At 66.9% G+C, this 17175-nt stretch carries 14 protein-coding genes and 1 pseudogene; 11 read left to right on the top strand and 4 right to left on the bottom strand.

Features of this window, described 5'->3' with window-relative positions; translation table 11 throughout:
• Positions 1–173 precede the first annotated feature (173 nt).
• From lpxD to N5C25_RS03875, 8 genes and pseudogenes are all read left to right on the top strand, one after another.
• Positions 174–1196 (top strand): UDP-3-O-(3-hydroxymyristoyl)glucosamine N-acyltransferase, encoded by a 1023-nt coding sequence (gene lpxD / locus N5C25_RS03840; RefSeq protein WP_058983423.1) that lies wholly within the window; start codon positions 174–176, stop codon positions 1194–1196.
• A complete protein-coding gene (gene fabZ, locus N5C25_RS03845) occupies positions 1193–1651 on the top strand; it encodes a 3-hydroxyacyl-ACP dehydratase FabZ (protein ID WP_005415845.1) in 459 nt (152 codons plus the stop codon). Before lpxD ends, fabZ begins: the two co-directional genes overlap by 4 nt.
• A 16-nt stretch (positions 1652–1667) precedes the next feature.
• Complete coding sequence (gene lpxA, locus N5C25_RS03850) at positions 1668–2459, top strand: acyl-ACP--UDP-N-acetylglucosamine O-acyltransferase (RefSeq protein ID WP_005415844.1); 792 nt, start codon at positions 1668–1670, stop codon at positions 2457–2459.
• A 92-nt stretch (positions 2460–2551) separates the two neighbouring features.
• Positions 2552–3715, top strand: a pseudogene (gene lpxB / locus N5C25_RS03855) (lipid-A-disaccharide synthase); the annotation flags it as partial.
• A complete protein-coding gene (locus N5C25_RS03860; protein WP_019659131.1) occupies positions 3712–4371 on the top strand; it encodes a ribonuclease HII in 660 nt (219 codons plus the stop codon). The pseudogene lpxB and the gene N5C25_RS03860, both read left to right, overlap by 4 nt.
• A 237-nt stretch (positions 4372–4608) precedes the next feature.
• Positions 4609–8199 carry a DNA polymerase III subunit alpha gene (gene dnaE / locus N5C25_RS03865; protein WP_021203670.1) on the top strand — a complete coding sequence of 1197 codons (3591 nt, stop codon included), beginning with the start codon at positions 4609–4611 and terminating at the stop codon, positions 8197–8199.
• Between the two features lie 55 nt (positions 8200–8254).
• Positions 8255–9124: a hypothetical protein gene (locus N5C25_RS03870; protein ID WP_021203669.1), complete on the top strand. Its 870-nt coding sequence runs from the start codon at positions 8255–8257 to the stop codon at positions 9122–9124.
• Between the two features lie 113 nt (positions 9125–9237).
• On the top strand, positions 9238–10197 hold the full coding sequence (locus N5C25_RS03875) for an acetyl-CoA carboxylase carboxyltransferase subunit alpha (RefSeq protein WP_019659134.1): 960 nt from the start codon (positions 9238–9240) through the stop codon (positions 10195–10197).
• Positions 10198–10480: 283 nt separating this feature from the next.
• On the opposite strand, the gene N5C25_RS03880 is transcribed toward N5C25_RS03875, so the two are convergent.
• Entirely contained in the window at positions 10481–10936 is a 456-nt protein-coding gene (locus N5C25_RS03880) for a CopD family protein (protein WP_058983414.1), read from the bottom strand.
• Positions 10937–11123: 187 nt separating this feature from the next.
• On the opposite strand from N5C25_RS03880, the gene N5C25_RS03885 reads away from it, so the two are divergent.
• Together N5C25_RS03885 and phaZ are read left to right on the top strand one after the other, a co-directional pair.
• The gene (locus N5C25_RS03885; RefSeq protein ID WP_019659136.1) at positions 11124–11714 is read left to right on the top strand and encodes a class I SAM-dependent methyltransferase; all 591 of its coding nucleotides are present in this window, start codon (positions 11124–11126) and stop codon (positions 11712–11714) included.
• Between the two features lie 93 nt (positions 11715–11807).
• Positions 11808–13115 carry a polyhydroxyalkanoate depolymerase gene (gene phaZ / locus N5C25_RS03890; protein ID WP_155029199.1) on the top strand — a complete coding sequence of 436 codons (1308 nt, stop codon included), beginning with the start codon at positions 11808–11810 and terminating at the stop codon, positions 13113–13115.
• 106 nt (positions 13116–13221) lie between these two features.
• Here phaZ and N5C25_RS03895 read toward each other — a convergent pair whose 3' ends face one another.
• Together N5C25_RS03895 and N5C25_RS03900 are read right to left on the bottom strand one after the other, a co-directional pair.
• Positions 13222–14211 (bottom strand): sensor domain-containing protein, encoded by a 990-nt coding sequence (locus N5C25_RS03895; RefSeq protein ID WP_019659138.1) that lies wholly within the window; start codon positions 14209–14211, stop codon positions 13222–13224.
• Positions 14208–14573: a PadR family transcriptional regulator gene (locus N5C25_RS03900; protein ID WP_004150914.1), complete on the bottom strand. Its 366-nt coding sequence runs from the start codon at positions 14571–14573 to the stop codon at positions 14208–14210. The genes N5C25_RS03895 and N5C25_RS03900 overlap by 4 nt, the downstream gene beginning before the upstream one ends.
• Before the next feature lie 136 nt (positions 14574–14709).
• On the opposite strand from N5C25_RS03900, the gene N5C25_RS03905 reads away from it, so the two are divergent.
• The gene (locus N5C25_RS03905) at positions 14710–15612 is read left to right on the top strand and encodes a peptidylprolyl isomerase (protein ID WP_058983406.1); all 903 of its coding nucleotides are present in this window, start codon (positions 14710–14712) and stop codon (positions 15610–15612) included.
• Between the two features lie 576 nt (positions 15613–16188).
• Here the strand turns inward: N5C25_RS03905 and N5C25_RS03910 are convergent.
• Complete coding sequence (locus tag N5C25_RS03910; protein WP_058983404.1) at positions 16189–17061, bottom strand: DMT family transporter; 873 nt, start codon at positions 17059–17061, stop codon at positions 16189–16191.
• Between the last annotated feature and the right edge of the window lie 114 nt (positions 17062–17175).

Here is a 17175-nt window from a genome sequence, read left to right on the forward strand (position 1 = left end):
CCGGTCTTGCCGTGTGCGCAGGACAGCGCGCACGAGCAAGGCGCCATCGAGCCCCCAGAGATGGGTCTACGGCGTGTCCTGGGCAGCCCCCTGCGCCATCACCCCGGGACATCAGGCAGGCGCCGCTTTTGACCCCGCATGACCGCAATGGCGTCTCACGTTAAACTCCCGCCGTGAATACTCCCACCTACACCGCCCAGCAACTCGCCGAGCAGTTCGGCCTGCAGGTCCATGGCGACCCCGCCACCGCCATCCATGGCGTGGCCACCCTCGCCCATGCCGGTCCTGGCCAGCTGACCTTCCTTGCCAACCCGCGCTACCGCGCCCAGCTGGCCGACAGCCAGGCCTCGCTGGTGGTGCTGCGTACCGAAGACGCCGAGTCCGCTCCCGGCGCCGCGCTCGTCGCCAAGGACCCGTACACCACCTTCGCCAAGATCGCCGCGCTGTTCGACATCGCGCCGACCCGTCCGCCGGGCATCCACCCCAGCGCGGTGATCGACCCCAGTGCCCAGGTTGCGGCCAGCGCGCACATCGGTCCGTTCGTCTCCGTCGGTGCGCGCAGCGTGGTCGGCGAGAACTGCATCATCGGCGCCGGCAGCGTGATCGGCGAGGACTGCAGCCTGGATTCCGGCTGTGAGCTGATCGCCCGGGTCACCCTGGTCACCCGGGTCAGGCTGGGCAAGCGCGTGCGCGTGCATCCCGGTGCCGTGCTCGGCGCCGACGGCTTTGGCCTGGCGATGGACGCCGGCAAGTGGATCAAGGTGCCGCAGCTCGGCGGCGTGCGCATCGGCGATGACTGCGAGATCGGCGCCAACACCTGCGTCGACCGTGGCGCGCTGGAAGACACCGTGCTGGACGAAGACGTGCGCCTGGACAACCTGGTGCAGATCGCGCACAACGTGCAGATCGGTGCGCATTCGGCCATCGCCGGTTGCACCGGCATCGCCGGCAGCGCCAAGATCGGCCGCTATTGCCTGCTCGGCGGCCACGTCGGCGTTGTCGGCCACCTGGAGATCTGCGACAAGGTCGTGATCACCGGCAAGTCGGTGGTCCGCAATTCCATCCATGAGCCGGGCGAGTACTCATCCGGCACCCCGTTGACCGACAACCGTACGTGGCGCAAGAACGCCGCGCGTTTCAAGCAGCTGGACGCATTGGCTCGCCGCGTCCTGGCTGCTGGCAAGGAGAAAGAATGAACGATTCGCTGCAGCTTCCGATCGACGTCTGCCAGATCCAGGAACTGCTTCCACACCGCTACCCGTTCCTGCTGGTGGACCGGGTGCTTGAACTCGACGTCGAGGCCAAGCGGATCCTGGCGCAGAAGAACGTCAGCATCAACGAGCCGTTCTTCCAGGGCCACTTCCCGGGCCGCCCGATCATGCCCGGCGTACTGATCATCGAAGCGCTGGCGCAGGCCGGCGGCGTGATGACCCAGCTCACGCTTGGCCGCGATGCGCAGTCCAAGCTGTTCTACATGGTCAAGGTGGAAAACGCCCGCTTCAACAAGCAGGTCGTCCCCGGCGACGTGCTGATGCTGGACGTGCAGATGAAGCGCCTGATCCGCAACATGGGCTGGTACTACGGCGAAGCCAAGGTCAACGGCGAAGTCGTCGCGTCGGCCGAGGTCATGTGTGCCGGCGCCAAGGGATGATCCACTGGAGGCAGCAATGACTGACAACGCACCGCGGATCCACCCCACCGCCGTCATTGACCCGGCCGCACGCCTGGCCGACGATGTCCAGGTGGGCGCCTTCACCCTGATCGGCCCCGACGTTGAAATCGGTGCCGGCACGGTGGTGGGCCCCCATTGCAGCATCCACGGCCCGACCCGGATCGGCCGCGACAACCGCTTCGTCGGCCATGCCGCGATCGGTGGCGAGCCGCAGGACAAGAAGTTCGGCGGCGAGCGCACCGAGCTGGTGATCGGCGACCGCAACGTGTTCCGCGAGTTCGTCACCCTGAACCGTGGCACCGGCGGCGGCGGCGGCATCACCACCATCGGCAACGACAACTGGATGCTGGCCTACACGCACGTGGCGCACGACTGCCATGTCGGCAACTTCTGCGTGTTCTCCAACAACACCACCCTGGCCGGCCATGTGACCGTGGGCGACTACGTGATCATCAGCGGCTTCGCCGGTGCCCACCAGTTCTGCCGGATCGGCGCGCATGCCTTCCTCGGCATGGGCGCGCTGACCAATGGTGACGTACCGCCGTTCACCATGGTCGGTACTGATTCGCTGGGACGCCCGCGCGGCATCAACAGCGAAGGCCTGAAGCGACGTGGCTTCGACGCTGACCGCATTTCGGCCATCAAGCGTGCCTACCGCACGCTGTACGTGGCGGGCCTGCCGCTGGCAGAGGCCAAGGTGCAGCTGACCGAGCAGGCGCGTGACAGCGACGACGTAAAGGCGATGCTGGACTTCATCGAGCACGCCGAGAGGCCCCTGCTGCGATGAGCAGCACGACCGGCCAGGCGCCGGCCGGCGCCGCAGTGATCCCGCTGGCCTCGATGACCGGCAGCGTCCCGGCGCAACGGGTGCTCAGCGAGCGCCCGTTGCGGATCGCGCTGGTGGCCGGCGAGGCCTCCGGCGATCTGCTCGGTGCGGGCCTGGTCCGCGAACTGAAAGCGCGCTTCCCGAATGCCGAGTTCGCCGGCATCGGTGGCGACGCCATGCGCAGCGCGGGCTGCCAGACCTGGCACGATGCCAGCGAGCTGGCGGTGATGGGCCTGACCGAAGTGCTGCGCCACCTGCCGCGCCTGCTCAAGCTGCGTTCGGCGTTCCGCCAGCGTGCGCTTGACTGGCAGCCGGACGTGTTCATCGGCATCGACGCCCCCGACTTCAACCTGGGTATCGAGCGTTGGCTGAAGCAGCGTGGCGTGCGCACCGTGCATTACGTCAGTCCCTCGGTCTGGGCCTGGCGCGAAAAGCGCGCCGAGAAGATCGGCAGCAGCGCTGACCTGGTGCTGTGCCTGTTCCCGATGGAGCCACCGATCTATGCCAGGCACGGCATCGACGCGCGCTTCGTCGGCCACCCGATGGCCGATGACATTCCGCTGCAGGGCAATCGCGAGGAAGCACGCGCCGCGCTCGGACTGCCGGCCTCGGCCAAGGTGCTGGCAGTGTTGCCGGGCAGCCGCCTGGGCGAGATCTCGCGCCTGGGCGAACCGTTCTTCGAAGCCGCCTGGCAGGTCTCCGAACGCATTCCGGGCCTGCATGTGGTGGTGCCTGCCGCCAACCCGGCCTGCAGGGAACTGATCGAGGAACAGCTGTCGCGCTCGGCGCTGCCGGTGGCCTATTCGCATGTGCTGGATGGCCAGGCGCGCAACGCGATGATCGCCGCCGACGTGGTGGTGCTGGCCTCCGGTACCGCGACCCTGGAGGCCATGCTGGTGAAGCGGCCGATGGTGGTCGGTTACCGCGTCAACGAACTGACCTATCGACTGGTGAAGGCGCTCGGCCTGATCAAGGTCGACCGCTTCGCCCTGCCCAACATCCTGGCCGGGCAGGACCTGGCACCGGAACTGATGCAGCACGACTGTACGCCGGACAAGCTGGCCGCGGCCATCCAGCAGTGGTTCGACCACCCGCAGCGGGTGACCGATCTGCAGGATGCCTACGTGCGCCTGCACGAGCGGCTGCGCCGCAACGCCTCGGCGCGTGCCGCCGACGCCGTTGGCGAACTGCTGATGCGCGACCAGGCACAGGCATGAGCCGCCGTCACGCCGCCGCAGCCAGCCTGACCCTGTTCGACGGTGCGCCCGTGGTCGAGCCGGAGCGCCTGGTCGCTGGCGTCGACGAGGCAGGCCGTGGCCCACTGGCTGGGCCGGTCGCGGTGGCAGCGGTGGTGTTCGACCCGTCGCGACCACGGATCAACGGCCTGGATGACTCCAAGCAGCTGACCGCGGCCCGCCGCGAGCAGCTGCATGACCGCATCATCGAGCGCGCCCTGGCCTGGCATGTGGTGCTGGTGGACGTGGACACCATCGACCGCCTGAACATCTACCAGGCCACCCTGCAGGGCATGCGTGACGTCGTTGCAGCGGTCGCCCATGTGGCCGGCTTCGCGCGCATCGACGGCAACGTGGTGCCCAAGGGCCTGGCACTACCGGCGCAGGCGCTGGTCGGCGGCGATGGCATCGACCGCGCGATCATGGCCGCCTCGATCCTGGCCAAGGTCTCGCGCGACCGCTACATGCAGGAGGTGCATGCCCGCCATCCGAAGTACGGCTTCGAACAGCACAAGGGCTACGGCACCCCGGCCCACCTGGCCGCCCTGCGCGAGCACGGCCCCTGCATGGAGCACCGCCGCAGCTTCGCGCCAGTGCGCGAGTGCCTGGAAGCGCCGGCTGTCGCGGCCATCGCCTGAGTCAGCTGGAGTTGTAGTGCCGAGCCCATGCTCGGCTGCTGTGGACAGCCGAGCATGGGCTCGGCTCTACAGAAGGCGGCCTCCCGCACGCCTGAATCCGGCGCCACGCTGTGCCCCTGTCAAGCCTTGTGGCAACCCCCTGCCCTCGCTACCCTGACCGGGCATTCCAGCGCTTCCCGACCCCGGCGACGAACCTCCGTCAGCACCCGGGGCCCGCGCGCTCCAACCTGGTCCGGCATGTCCAACTCCCGCTTCGTACATCTCCACGTCCACACCGAGTTCTCGCTGGCGGACTCCACCATCCGTGTGCCGGCCAAGCCGGACCAGGCGGACCCGAAGAAGGCCAAGCAGGCCAACCTGCTGTCGCGCTCGGTCGAGCTCGGCCTGCCGGCGCTGGCGGTGACCGACCTCAACAACCTGTTCGCCCTGGTCAAGTTCTACAAGGCCGCCGAAGGCGTGGGCATCAAGCCGATCGCCGGTGCGGACGTGCTGATCGCCGAGGAAGGCCAGGACCCGTGGCGGATGACCCTGCTGTGCCGTGATCGCGAAGGCTACCTGAGCCTGTCGCGGCTGCTGACCCGCGCCTGGATGGAAGGCCATCGCCCCGAAGGCGGCGTAGCCATCCACCCGGACTGGCTGAAGGCCGGCAACGCCAACCTGTTCGCGCTGGCCGGCCGGCAGAGCCTGGCCGGACGCCTGGCGCTGGACGGCAAGCATGAGCTGGCCGAGCAGCAGCTGGCCGACTGGCAACGGGTGTTCGGCGATGGCCTGCACCTGGAGCTGACCCGCACCGGCCGCGAGGGCGAGGAAACCTTCAACCAGTTCGCGCTGATGGCTGCGGGCCAGCGTGGCCTGCCGGTGGTGGCCAGCAATGACGTGCGCTTCCTGTCGCCCTCCGATTTCAGCGCGCATGAGGCGCGCGTGTGCATTTCCACCGGCCGCGTGCTGGACGATCCCAAGCGTCCGCGCGAGTACAGCGACCAGCAGTACCTGAAGTCGGCCGAGGAGATGTGCGCGCTGTTCGCCGACATCCCCGACGCGATCGACAACACGCTGGCGCTGGCCGAGCGCTGCAACATCGAGATGCGGCTGGGCACCTACTTCCTGCCCAACTACCCGGTGCCCGACGACGAAACGCTGGATACCTGGATCCAGAAGATGTCGCGCGAGGGCCTGGAAGAGCGCCTGGAGAAGAATCCGCTGGCGCCGGGCAAGACCCGGGAAGAGTACTTCGAACGCCTGGAATTCGAGCTCAACACCATCATCAAGATGGGCTTCCCCGGCTACTTCCTGATCGTGGCCGACTTCATCCAATGGGGCAAGAACCAGGGCATTCCGATCGGCCCCGGCCGCGGCTCGGGTGCCGGTTCACTGGTGGCGTGGGCGCTGAAGATCACCGACCTGGATCCGCTGCCGTACAACCTGCTGTTCGAGCGCTTCCTCAATCCGGAACGCGTGTCGATGCCCGACTTCGACATCGACTTCTGCATGGACCGCCGCGACGAGGTGATCGACTACGTCGCGCGCAAGTATGGGCGGGAGCGCGTCAGCCAGATCATCACCTACGGCACCATGGCCGCCAAGGCGGTGGTGCGCGACTCCGGCCGCGTGCTCGGGTTCCCGTACGGCCTGGTCGACGGCGTTTCCAAGTTGATCCCGAACATCCTGGGCATCCACCTGAAGGATGCGCTGGGCAAGGGCAAGGAAGGCCCGAGCTCGGAAATGGCGTCGCCGGAACTGATCCAGCGCTACGAGACAGAGGACGATGTCCGCGACCTGATCGACCTGGCGCTGCAGCTGGAAGACCTGACCCGCAACGCCGGCAAGCACGCCGGCGGCGTGGTGATCGGGCCCGAGCCGCTGAGCGAGTTCTGCCCGCTGTATGCGGAACACGACGAAAATGGGCTCGGCAAGAACCCGGTCACCCAGTTCGACAAGAACGACGTGGAAGAAGTGGGCCTGGTGAAGTTCGACTTCCTCGGCCTGCGCACGCTGACCATCATCGACTGGGCGGTGAAGGCGATCAACAAGCGCCACGAACGCGCGGGCATTCCGCCGGTCGACATTGCCGCGATCCCGCTCGACGATGCGCCCACCTACAAGGACATCTTCGCCAACGGCAACACCGGCGCGGTGTTCCAGTTCGAATCCTCGGGCATGCGCCGCCTGCTGAAGGACGCGCGCCCCGACCGTTTCGAAGACCTGATCGCGCTGGTGTCGCTGTATCGCCCTGGCCCGATGGACCTGATTCCTTCGTTCAACGCGCGCAAGCACGGCCAGGAAGAAATCATCTATCCCGATCCGCGCACCGAAGCGATCCTGAAGGACACCTACGGCATCATGGTGTACCAGGAGCAGGTGATGCAGATGGCGCAGATCGTCGGCGGCTACTCGCTGGGCGGCGCCGACCTGCTGCGCCGCGCGATGGGCAAGAAGGTGCCGGCGGAAATGGCCAAGCACCGTGAGATCTTCCGCGAAGGTGCGGCCAAGGGCGGCGTCGATGGCCCCAAGGCCGACGAGATCTTCGACCTGATGGAGAAGTTCGCCGGCTATGGCTTCAACAAGTCACACGCCGCTGCATACGCACTGGTCAGCTACCAGACCGCGTGGCTGAAGCGCCATTATCCGGCCGAATTCATGGCGGCCACGCTGTCTTCGGACCTGGACAACACCGACAAGGTGGTCGGCTTCCTCGACGAGGTGCGCAACCTCGGCCTGACCGTGCTGCCGCCGAAGGTGAACCAGTCGGCCTTCATGTTCGAAGCGGTCACCCCGGACACGATCCAGTACGGCCTGGGCGCGATCAAGGGCGTGGGCCAGGGCGCCTGCGAAGCGGTGGTCGAGGAACGACTGAAGGGCGGCCCGTTCAAGGATCTGCTGGACTTCTGCACCCGCGTCGGCTCGGCCAAGCTCAACCGGCGCACGCTGGAAGCGATGATCAACTGCGGTGCGCTCGATGAGCTCGGCCGCAACCGTGCCTCGCTGATGCTGCAGTTGCCGGAAGTGATCAAGGCCACTGATCAGATGGCACGCGAGCGTGCGTCCGGACAGAACTCGCTGTTTGGCGGGCCCGACCCGAGCACCGTTTCGATCCAGCTGGACCTGCCAGAAGCCGAAGAATGGCCGTTGCTGCAGCGCCTCAACGGCGAGCGCGACACGCTGGGCTTCTACCTCAGCGGCCACCCGTTCGATCCCTGGCGCGACGATGTGCGCGATCTGGTAGGCAACGACCTGGGTTCGGTGGAGAAAATCTGGAGCGCCAACAGCGGTGGCGGCGGTGGCGGCGAGAAGCGCTGGCGCCCGGAGGTGCAGACCGTGCTGGCAGGCCAGGTGGTCGGCGTGCGCCGCAAGGGCGAAAGCCAGATCTTCATCCAGCTGGAGGATGGCCGCGGCCGCGTCGAGTGCAGTGCGTTCTCCGATGCAATGGCCGAGTTCGGCCACCTGATGACCAAGGACCGCATCCTGGTGGTCAAGGGCGGCCTGCGCGAGGACGAGTTCAACGGTGGCTACGCGCTGCGCATCCGCCAGTGCTGGGACTTCGACGAAGTCTGCGCCAACTACGCCACGCGGCTGTCGCTGCGCCTGGACCTGCGCCAGCAGCGCCCGGTCTGGGAGCGCATCAATGCCCTGCTCGACCGCCATCGCCCGGGGCGCACGCCGCTGCGCCTGGACCTGCTGCTGAAGGGCCCGCACGGCGGTGTCGCCGGCATGCTCGATGTCTCCGGGCAGAGCGCGGTACGCATCGATTCCAAGCTGATGGAGGCGCTGCGCGCCGACCCGGCCGTACGCACGCTGAAGGTGCGCTACAGCCCGCCGTGGGCCAGCTGAGGCTGGCTCCTTCGTGTTCCTGTTTTCCCGTTCCAACCATCAAGGACGATCGCCCATGAAGACCCTGCTGTTTCCGTTCGTTGCCGCACTGGCACTGGCCGCCTGCTCGCCGTCGAAGATCGAGTTCCAGATCGACAACCCGACCGACGCGCCGCTGGCGCTGAGCATCGACGGCCAGGACGTGCCAGTGGCCGCGCACGGCTCGCGCCCGATCTCGCTCGCCATTGGCGAACATCGCCTGCACACAGACGCGCTTGGCGACGTGCGCTTCATCGTCTACGTCGACGGTCGTGGCGGCCTGATCAACCCGACCCTGAGCGAGTACGTGATTGCTCGCGAGGTCTATGTCACCGACGAGAGCAAGCTGAAGAATTTCGGCGTCGGCAACAACGGGATCGAACTGGGCGGGGTCAACTTCGAAGGCCCCTTCGAGAAGCGCCACGACCTGTTCATCGACAAGACCTGGACCTACGGCGTGCGCGAACCCTTCCCCAAGGAAAAGGTGGTCGCCCACGTCGATTCCAGCGGCGGCCAGATCGTGGCCAAGGTGTTCACGGCCCCGGATTTCATCGCCTACGTCGAAGAAGGCATGGGCGAACCCGGTGCATTCAAGCGCCAACAGCCGGCCGGCTACGTCGCGCCGGCATTCAGCCTGGAGCCGGCCCCGGCCAGCCTGCCGGCCCTTGACCCCGCCTTCGAGGCGCACGCCGCGCCGCTGCGCGAGGTCTATGCGCGCTGGCTGAAGGCCACCACCGCCGATGAACAGAAGGCCCTGCGCAAGCAGGACTTCGACGCGCAGATGGCCTTCACCTCGGCCACCGCCACCCTGGGCAGCGGCCTGGGCCGGGAGGCCAACGAGGCCTACAACGACTTCGTTTCCCAGCGCAGCCAGTTGATGGGCCGCAGCGCCCTGGTGGTGCCCTGAGCTGACTGGCGCCGCCTGCCCGGCTGCGTTACCGTCGCCTTCCAGACGAAGGCGTACGGGTGGTTTGCACGCATTCGGCTAGAATTGCCCCCTTCTTTACACGACGGCTTCCGATGAATCCGAACTACCTCGACTTCGAGCAACCCATCGCCGACCTGGAAGCCAAGATCCAGGAACTGCGCAACGCCAGTGCCGGGCCGGCGGTCAATGTCGAGGCGGAAGTGCACGCGCTGCAGGACAAGCTGCGCATGCGCACCGCGCAGATCTTCCGCAACCTGACCTCGTGGCAGGTGCTGCAGCTGGCCCGGCACCCGTCGCGTCCGTACACCGCCGACTACATCCGCGTCATGTTCGATGAGTTCCAGGAGCTGGCCGGTGACCGCGCCTTCGCCGACGACAAGGCGATCATGGGCGGCCTGGCCCGCATCAATGGCCGCGCGGTAATGGTGATCGGCCACCAGAAGGGCCGCGACACCAAGGAAAAGATCAAGCGCAACTTCGGCATGCCCAAGCCGGAGGGCTACCGCAAGGCACTGCGCCTGATGAAGATGGCAGAGCGCTTCGGCCTGCCGGTGCTGACCCTGATCGACACCGCCGGCGCCTGGCCGGGCATCGACGCCGAGTCGCGCGGCCAGTCCGAAGCGATCGCGCGCAACCTGATCGAGATGGCCGAGCTGAAGGTGCCGATCATCTGCACCGTGATCGGTGAAGGCGGCTCCGGCGGTGCGTTGGCACTGGGTGTGGGCGACCGCACCGTGATGCTGGAATACGCGGTGTACTCGACCATCACGCCGGAAGGCTGCGCCTCGATCCTGTGGAAGGACGCGGGCAAGGCCAAGGAAGCGGCCGAACAACTGGGCCTGACTGCCCCGCGCCTGAAGAGCCTGGGCCTGGTCGACAAGGTCGTGCGCGAGCCGACCGGTGGCGCCCACCGCAACCCGACCCAGATGGCCAAGCGCCTGAAGGCCGTGCTGCTGAACGAGCTGGACGCGCTGGACAAGCTGTCCACCGAACAGCTGCTGGAACAGCGCTACACGCGCCTGCGCAGTTACGGCACGTACGAGGCAGCCTGATTCATCGGCTTGTTATTTTCCTGCTCGTGCAAGAAAGTAACCAAAGAACACGCCGCCGAACGCGAACCGGTGCTATGCACCGGTTCCCTGCGCTTCTCGGTGAATCAGGGGACGGCGCCGAACTCGCTGCGCTCAGACATCGGCGCCTCTTCGCCCCTGTTTCACCTGCGATGCTCGGCTCGCTCATGGCGGACCTGGACATCAAAGCCACAGCTGCACCCAGTAGATCCACGCCATGCGTGGATGCATCTGTGCGATGCGCCGCGCGCGCAGCGCGCCCCGTTCAGAACGGCTTGGCCAGCACCAGCCACACGATCGGAATGAACGCCAGCAGCGGGATCTCGTTGATCCAGCGCAGCGCGCGCGACGACGGCAGCGCCCTGCCCTTGGCCACGCCTTTGAGCAGGCGGCCGATCCAGCCGAAGTACACCAGCAGCAGCACCACCAGCACCAGCTTGGCATGCAGCCAGCCGGCGCCGCCAGGCGCGACCATGGTCGGGAAATCGGGGATGACCTTGTAGCCCAGCCACAGCAACAGGCCCAGCAGGAATGCCAGGCCGAACATCGAGTGGCCGAAGCGGTACAGGCGCAGGCCCATCAGCTGCAGGCGCTCGCTCACCGCCGGCTGGCCCGCGGTCTCGGCCAGGTTCACCAGGATGCGCGGCAGGTAGAACACCGTGGCCATCCACGCCACCACGAACACGATGTGGAAGGTCTTGACCCAGTAGTAGCTCTGCATGCGCTCGCTCCGGCGGCTGGCGTAGATGGGCGCCTATTGTCGCAGTAGAGCCACCTCCTGGGTGGCTGCCGCGTCCAATCGCCGCATCAGGACAGCCACGCATGGCGTGGCTCTACTGCGGGTCCGCCACACCCGGGGGCGCAACACCGTACGATAGGCGCCGTTTTCCCCGATCGCGCACCGCCCCATGGACAAGACCTACGACGCCGCCTACTTCCAACGCTGGTACCGCCGTGCCGACATCGGCGGCAGCGCCCGCCTGGCGCGCAAGGTTGCGTTGGCCGTGGCCAGCGCCGAGTACTACCTGGAGCGGCCGATCCGCAGCGTGCTGGATATCGGCTGCGGTGAAGGCGCCTGGCGCGCGCCGCTGCTGAAGCTGCGTCCGAAGGTCGAATATCTCGGCTTCGACAGCAGCGAGTACGCTGTGCGCCGCTACGGCAGGACCCGCAACCTGCACCTGGCCGCCTTCGGTGATTTCGCCTGGCTGCGGCCCTGCGCCCCGGTCGACCTGCTGGTGTGCTCGGACGTGATGCACTACGTGCCCGACCGTGAACTGCGCGCCGGCCTGGCCGGGGTGGCCGAGCTGACCGGTGGCGTGGCCTTCCTGGAGACCTTCGCCGCCGAGGATGAATTCGACGGCGACCACGAGGGCTTCCACGCCCGCCCGGCGCGCTGGTACCGCCGCACGCTGGCCCGGCACGGCCTGCAGCCGGTGGGGTCGCACTGCTGGCTCGGCCCCGCCCTGGCAGGCGATGCCGCCGCGCTGGAACGGATGTGAATCCGGATTCATTATTTTCAGGCAACTTAACGTGCGGGACACCCGGATGGGATATGCTGCGCGGCAACATATGACCATACATATTCGGTCGTCATGCTCTATCAACTGCACGAACTGACCCGCAACCTGCTTGCCCCCTGGGTGCACCAGGCCCAGGCCAACGCCAAGTTCTTCGCCAACCCGGGCCACTGGTGGTCGCAGATGCCGGGTGCCGATCGCCTGGCGGCGGTCAACGAGTTGTTCCATCGCATCGGCAAGGATTACGAGAAGCCCGAGTGGGGCATCAACGAAATCGAGGTCGAAGGCGAGCGCGTGCCGATCGTCGTGCACGAGGAAGTAAGCAAGCCGTTCTGCAAGCTGCTACGCTTCAAGCGCCACAGCAATGAAGCCGACCAGCTGCACACCATGCTCAACCAGCCGTTCGTGCTGGTGGTGGCACCGCTGTCCGGCCACCATGCCACGCTGCTGCGCGATACCGTGCGCACGCTCCTGCGCGACCACCGCGTGTACGTCACCGACTGGGTTGACGCGCGCATGGTACCGGCCAGCGAAGGCGAGTTCGGCCTGGACGACTACATCGCCTATATCCAGGAGTTCATCCGCCACCTGGGTGTCGAGCGCCTGCACGTGGTCAGCGTGTGCCAGCCCACCGTGCCGGTGCTGGCCGCGGTTTCACTGATGGCCAGCCGTGGCGAGCCGACGCCGCGCACGCTGGTGATGATGGGCGGCCCGATCGATGCGCGCTGCAGCCCGACCGCAGTGAACAACCTGGCCACGCAGAACCCGCTGTCGTGGTTCGAGAACAACGTCATCCACACCGTGCCGGCCAGTTACCCCGGCGCCGGCCGCCGCGTGTATCCGGGCTTCCTGCAGCACGCCGGCTTCCTGTCGATGAACCCGAGCCGCCACTTCAGCTCGCACTGGGATTTCTACACCGACCTGGTCAAGGGCGACCTGGAAGACGCCGACGCGCACCGTCGCTTCTACGACGAGTACAACGCGGTGCTGGACATGCCGGCCAAGTACTACCTGGACACCATCCGCGTGGTGTTCCAGGACTTCCTGCTGCCGCGTGGCGAGTGGGTGGTCAATGGCGAGAAGGTCGACCCGTCGGCGATCCGCGATACCGCGCTGCTGAGCATCGAGGGCGAACTGGACGACATCGCCGGCCTCGGCCAGACCGAAGCCGCGCAGGCGCTGTGCACCGGCATTGCTGCTGACCGCCGCGAGCATTTCATCGTCGAAGGCGCCGGCCACTACGGCATCTTCAGTGGCCGTCGCTGGCGCGAAGTGGTGTACCCGAAGGTACGCGACTTCTTCGCCGCGCATGCCGAAACCCCGGCGGCGAAGGCTACGAAGAAGAAGAGCAACGTCACCCCGTTGCGGCGAAAAGCGGGGTAACCAGGCCCTGGTAGATGCCAACCTTGGTTGGCGCTCTACCATGGATCCCGGCATCTGATCGATCGTGCCAACCAAGGTTGGCACCTACCGAAGCCTGGGCTCCCGCTTACAACCGCACCAGCAGGTTCTTGGCGATCAGACCATGCAGTTTGCCGACGCCGCGTGCCAGGTGCATGGTCAACAACAGCAGCAGTACGCCCACGGCGGCGATCACGATGCCCACCAGCGGCGAAGCGGCCATCGGCAACACGTTCACGCCGTCGACGTACACGCCCGGAATGTCACCACTGAACAGTGCGGCCACCGGTGCCCAGATGAACCCCAGGGACAGCGACAGCAACGTCACCGCGATGGTGAAGTAGACCACGCCCAGCGGCAGCATCAGCACGAAGTACAGCAGGGTCAGCCAGGTACGGCCATCGGTGAACATGTCGCCGATGCGCTGCAGCCAGGTGCGGCTGCGGTCGGTGTAACGCGGGCGGCGCGGCATGCGCTCGCCCAGCAGCGCTTCCACCAGCCGTCCTTCCAGCAGCGCCAGCCCGCGCACCGAGCCGAAGAACAGCACGGTCAGCGGAATGCCGATGATCAGGATCAGCAGGCCCAGCGACAATGACAGGCCGGTCACCACCCAGGTGAAGAAGAAGATGCCGGTGGCCAGCGACAGCAGCATGTAGAACAGCGCACCGTAGGTGTGCGGATCGGTCACCACGCCGAAGAAGCGCGCCAGCAGCGAACGCTGCACCGGCGCCTGCGGCGGTGAGGCCGGCTCGACGCCACTGGCTTCGGCCGCTGCACGCAGCACCGGCGCGGTATCCGCACGCGGCGTACGCAGCGCGCGGTTCACCGTCACTTCGGTCTCGCGGTAGATCTCGGCCACTTCGTCCGGGGCGCCATAGCTGCCGGCCACGTCGGCGATGACCTCGGCTTCGCTGCGGCCGGGCTGCGCCGCCAGCTCCGAGCGCAGGTATTCCTCGGCGTCGTACAACGCGTCCTGCACCATCGCCGGATCGGCACCTTCCAGCGCCGCGCGCAACTGCGCCAGATACTGCGGGATGGTGGTCGGCAGGGCTCGGCCTGCCAGGCTCGGGTCGTTCATTGCGGTACCCCCTCCAACACGGAATCGACGGAATCACGGGTGGCCTGCCAAGCTTGGCGCCACTGCGCCAGCACCTCGCGGCCACGTTCATTGATGCGGTAGTAGCGCCGGGGCGGACCACTGCTGGATGGCTCCACATGGCTTTCCAGCAGCCCGGCGCCCTCCAGGTTGCGCAGCACCGGGTACAGCGCGCTCTGCTTGCCGCTCAGCACGCCCTCGCCCACCCGCTCCAGCTCCTTGGCAATGAGATAGCCGTACAGCGGCTCCCCGGCCCGGGCCAGCACCGCCAGCAGGGCCAGCGACACCGTTCCGGCGCTGAGCTCCTTCTGGAACTTCTTCAGGTGGACATCGTCCTCGGACATGACCGGCCCTCCACTACGTTGAAGTCCACAGTAGTGCGAAGTTCGGTATAGCGAATGTGTCGTTAGTCACTCTGCCGGTTGGCGCGGCTGCGCGGCTCGCGCAGAATCGAAGCCTTGTTCATGTTCCGGGGTTCCCATGCCGCACCGTCGCCGCCTTGCCCTGACCGCCCTCGCCCTGGCCTGCCTGTTGCCCGCCATGGCCAGCGCGGCCACGCCCTACCGCAGCCCGCAGCAGATCCTCGATGCTTCGGCCGCCAGCGACTGGCGCACGCCGGATCCGGCCAACCTTCTGTACATGGACCTGCCGGCTGGGCGGGTGATCATCGAGCTGGCGCCGCAGTTCGCCCCGCGCCATGTCGCCAACATCCAGACCTTCGCCCACGAGCACTTCTGGGACAGCACCAGCATCTACCGCTCGCAGGACAACTTCGTGGTGCAGTTCGGCGATGCCGACGCCGATGACGCGGCCAAGGCCAAGCCGTTCGGCAGCGCCGCGCGCAAGCTGCCGGCCGAGTTCGAACGCGCCAGCGCCGGCCTGAAGGTGAGCGTGCTGCCGGACCGCGATGGCTGGGCCGCGCAGACCGGTTTCGTCGACGGCTTCCCGGTCGGCCAAGACCCGCAGGCCGGCAAGACCTGGCTGGCGCACTGCTACGGCATGCTCGGTGCCGGCCGCAGCAACGAGGAAGACAGCAGCATCGGCGCCGAACTGTACGTGGTGACCGGCCAGTCACCCCGCCAGCTGGACCGCAACATCACGCTGGTTGGTCGCGTGCTGAAGGGCATGGAGCTGCTGAGCGCAACGCCGCGCGGACCGGCGCCGATGGGCTTCTACACCGACCCGAAGCTGCGCACGCCGATCGTATCGATCCGCCGCGCCAGCGACGTACCGGCGGCCGAGCGCACGCCGATCCAGGTACTGCGCACCGATTCGAAGACCTTCGCCGATACGGTGGAGGCGCGGCGCAATCGCGTGGATGATTTCTACAAGCGTCCGGCCGGGCATATCGATCTGTGCAATATTCCGGTGCCGGTGCGCTGATGGTTTCCTGCGCTTGACGCGTGCTGAAGGTGCTTCACTGTTCATGGGCGTTACTTTTCTTTGTACGCAAAGAAAAGTAACCAAAAGAAACGTTCCGCCGGCCGCGAGCCGGTGCTGCGCACCGGTGCCCTGCGCTCCTCGGCCCGTCGAGGGACGGCGCGGGAACTCGCTGCGCTCAGACACCCACGCCTCTTCGCCCTCGCCGGACCTGCGGTGCTCGGCTCGCTCAAGGCGGATCCAAGATCAAAGGCAGAAGCGCTCGCTTCGCTCGCCGGGCCCGGCCCGGCACTACCAAGCATCGTCGTGCAGCTGTGGCTCTTGATCTTGAATCCGCCTTGAGCAAGCCGAGCATCGCAGGGGAATCAGGGGCGAAGAGGTGCCGATGTCTGAGCGCAGCGAGTTCGGCACCGTCCCCTGATTCACCGAGAAGCGCAGGGGACCGACGTGCGAAGCGCGGCGGCTCGCGACCTGGCGGCGCGTTTCTTTTGGTTACTTTTCTTTTCGCGCGAAAAGAAAAGTGACGCCCATGAACAATGAAGCACCTTCAGCACGCGCCACGCGCAAAACGCCAACGCCTCAGCCCTTCTGACTCACCGCCACGCTCCCCAGAATCAACGCCCCCGCCACCAACATCTGTACCGTCACCGCCTCCCCCAGGAACAACCACGCGAACGCCGCGCCGAACAGCGGAATCAGGTAGGTCACCGTCGACGCACGCGACGGGCCGATACGGCCGATCAGGCGATAGAACATCAGGAACGCCAGCCCGGTGCAGGCCACGCCGAGGGCGATCGCCGCGCCCCAGGCCTTGGCCGGAATCGCCGCCTGCGGCCAGTGGCTGACCGCCATCGGCAGCATCCACAGCGAGGCGCAGGACAGCGTTGCCGCCGCGGCGGCGGCCGACGGCAACCCGGTCATGTGCCGCTTCACCAGGTTCACGCCCAGGCCGTACAGCAGCGATGCCGCCGCACCGGCCAGCACTGCGGTGCCGATGCTCAGGCCGGAAACCTTGGCCGTGGCCAGCACCACCACGCCGGCGAAGCCGACCAGCAGCGCCCCGGCACGGCGCATGCCGATCTTCTCGCCGAAGAACAGGAACGCGATCAGCGCGGCGAACAGCACCGTCATCGCATTGCAGATCGCACCGATCGCAGCCGGCGCCTGCTCGGCGGCATAGGCAAACAGCACGAACGGCAGCGCCGAATTGATCAGGCCGATCGGCGCCAGCCACAGCCAGCGCCGCGGCGGGAACTGCGCGCGGGCGCGCCACAGGAACGGCAGCAGCACCAGCGCACCCAGCACCAGCCGCACCTCGACCAGCGCGAACGGGCCGAACGACGGCACCGCCACCCGCATGAACAGGAACGAGCAGCCCCAGATGGCGCCCAGCAGGGTCAATTCCAGCGGCGTGCGCCAATCGCGCTCGGCCGCCTGTGGGACCGCATTCATGCCTTGCCTCCGTACATCGTCAATTCTTCGCCAAGGCGGACAGGATCAGGCGCAGACGCCCGCGGCACAAGCGCGTAGTATCGCTGCCAGCCACAAATATGGTTTGAGGCTCGA

The sequence above is a fragment of the Stenotrophomonas sp. GD03958 genome (assembly GCF_029839005.1).
Taxonomy (GTDB): Bacteria; Pseudomonadota; Gammaproteobacteria; order Xanthomonadales; family Xanthomonadaceae; genus Stenotrophomonas; species Stenotrophomonas hibiscicola.

Bases quoted from the DNA above. Each gene is read 5' to 3' on its own strand.
- fabZ (WP_005415845.1), top strand. From the start codon at position 1,193: ATGAACGATTCGCTGCAGCTTCCGATCGACGTCTGCCAGATCCAGGAA.
- lpxA (WP_005415844.1), top strand. From the start codon at position 1,668: ATGACTGACAACGCACCGCGGATCCACCCCACCGCCGTCATTGACCCG.
- N5C25_RS03860 (WP_019659131.1), top strand. From the start codon at position 3,712: ATGAGCCGCCGTCACGCCGCCGCAGCCAGCCTGACCCTGTTCGACGGT.
- dnaE (WP_021203670.1), top strand. From the start codon at position 4,609: ATGTCCAACTCCCGCTTCGTACATCTCCACGTCCACACCGAGTTCTCG.
- N5C25_RS03870 (WP_021203669.1), top strand. From the start codon at position 8,255: ATGAAGACCCTGCTGTTTCCGTTCGTTGCCGCACTGGCACTGGCCGCC.
- N5C25_RS03875 (WP_019659134.1), top strand. From the start codon at position 9,238: ATGAATCCGAACTACCTCGACTTCGAGCAACCCATCGCCGACCTGGAA.
- N5C25_RS03880 (WP_058983414.1), bottom strand. From the start codon at position 10,936: ATGCAGAGCTACTACTGGGTCAAGACCTTCCACATCGTGTTCGTGGTG.
- N5C25_RS03885 (WP_019659136.1), top strand. From the start codon at position 11,124: ATGGACAAGACCTACGACGCCGCCTACTTCCAACGCTGGTACCGCCGT.
- phaZ (WP_155029199.1), top strand. From the start codon at position 11,808: ATGCTCTATCAACTGCACGAACTGACCCGCAACCTGCTTGCCCCCTGG.
- N5C25_RS03895 (WP_019659138.1), bottom strand. From the start codon at position 14,211: ATGAACGACCCGAGCCTGGCAGGCCGAGCCCTGCCGACCACCATCCCG.
- N5C25_RS03900 (WP_004150914.1), bottom strand. From the start codon at position 14,573: ATGTCCGAGGACGATGTCCACCTGAAGAAGTTCCAGAAGGAGCTCAGC.
- N5C25_RS03905 (WP_058983406.1), top strand. From the start codon at position 14,710: ATGCCGCACCGTCGCCGCCTTGCCCTGACCGCCCTCGCCCTGGCCTGC.
- N5C25_RS03910 (WP_058983404.1), bottom strand. From the start codon at position 17,061: ATGAATGCGGTCCCACAGGCGGCCGAGCGCGATTGGCGCACGCCGCTG.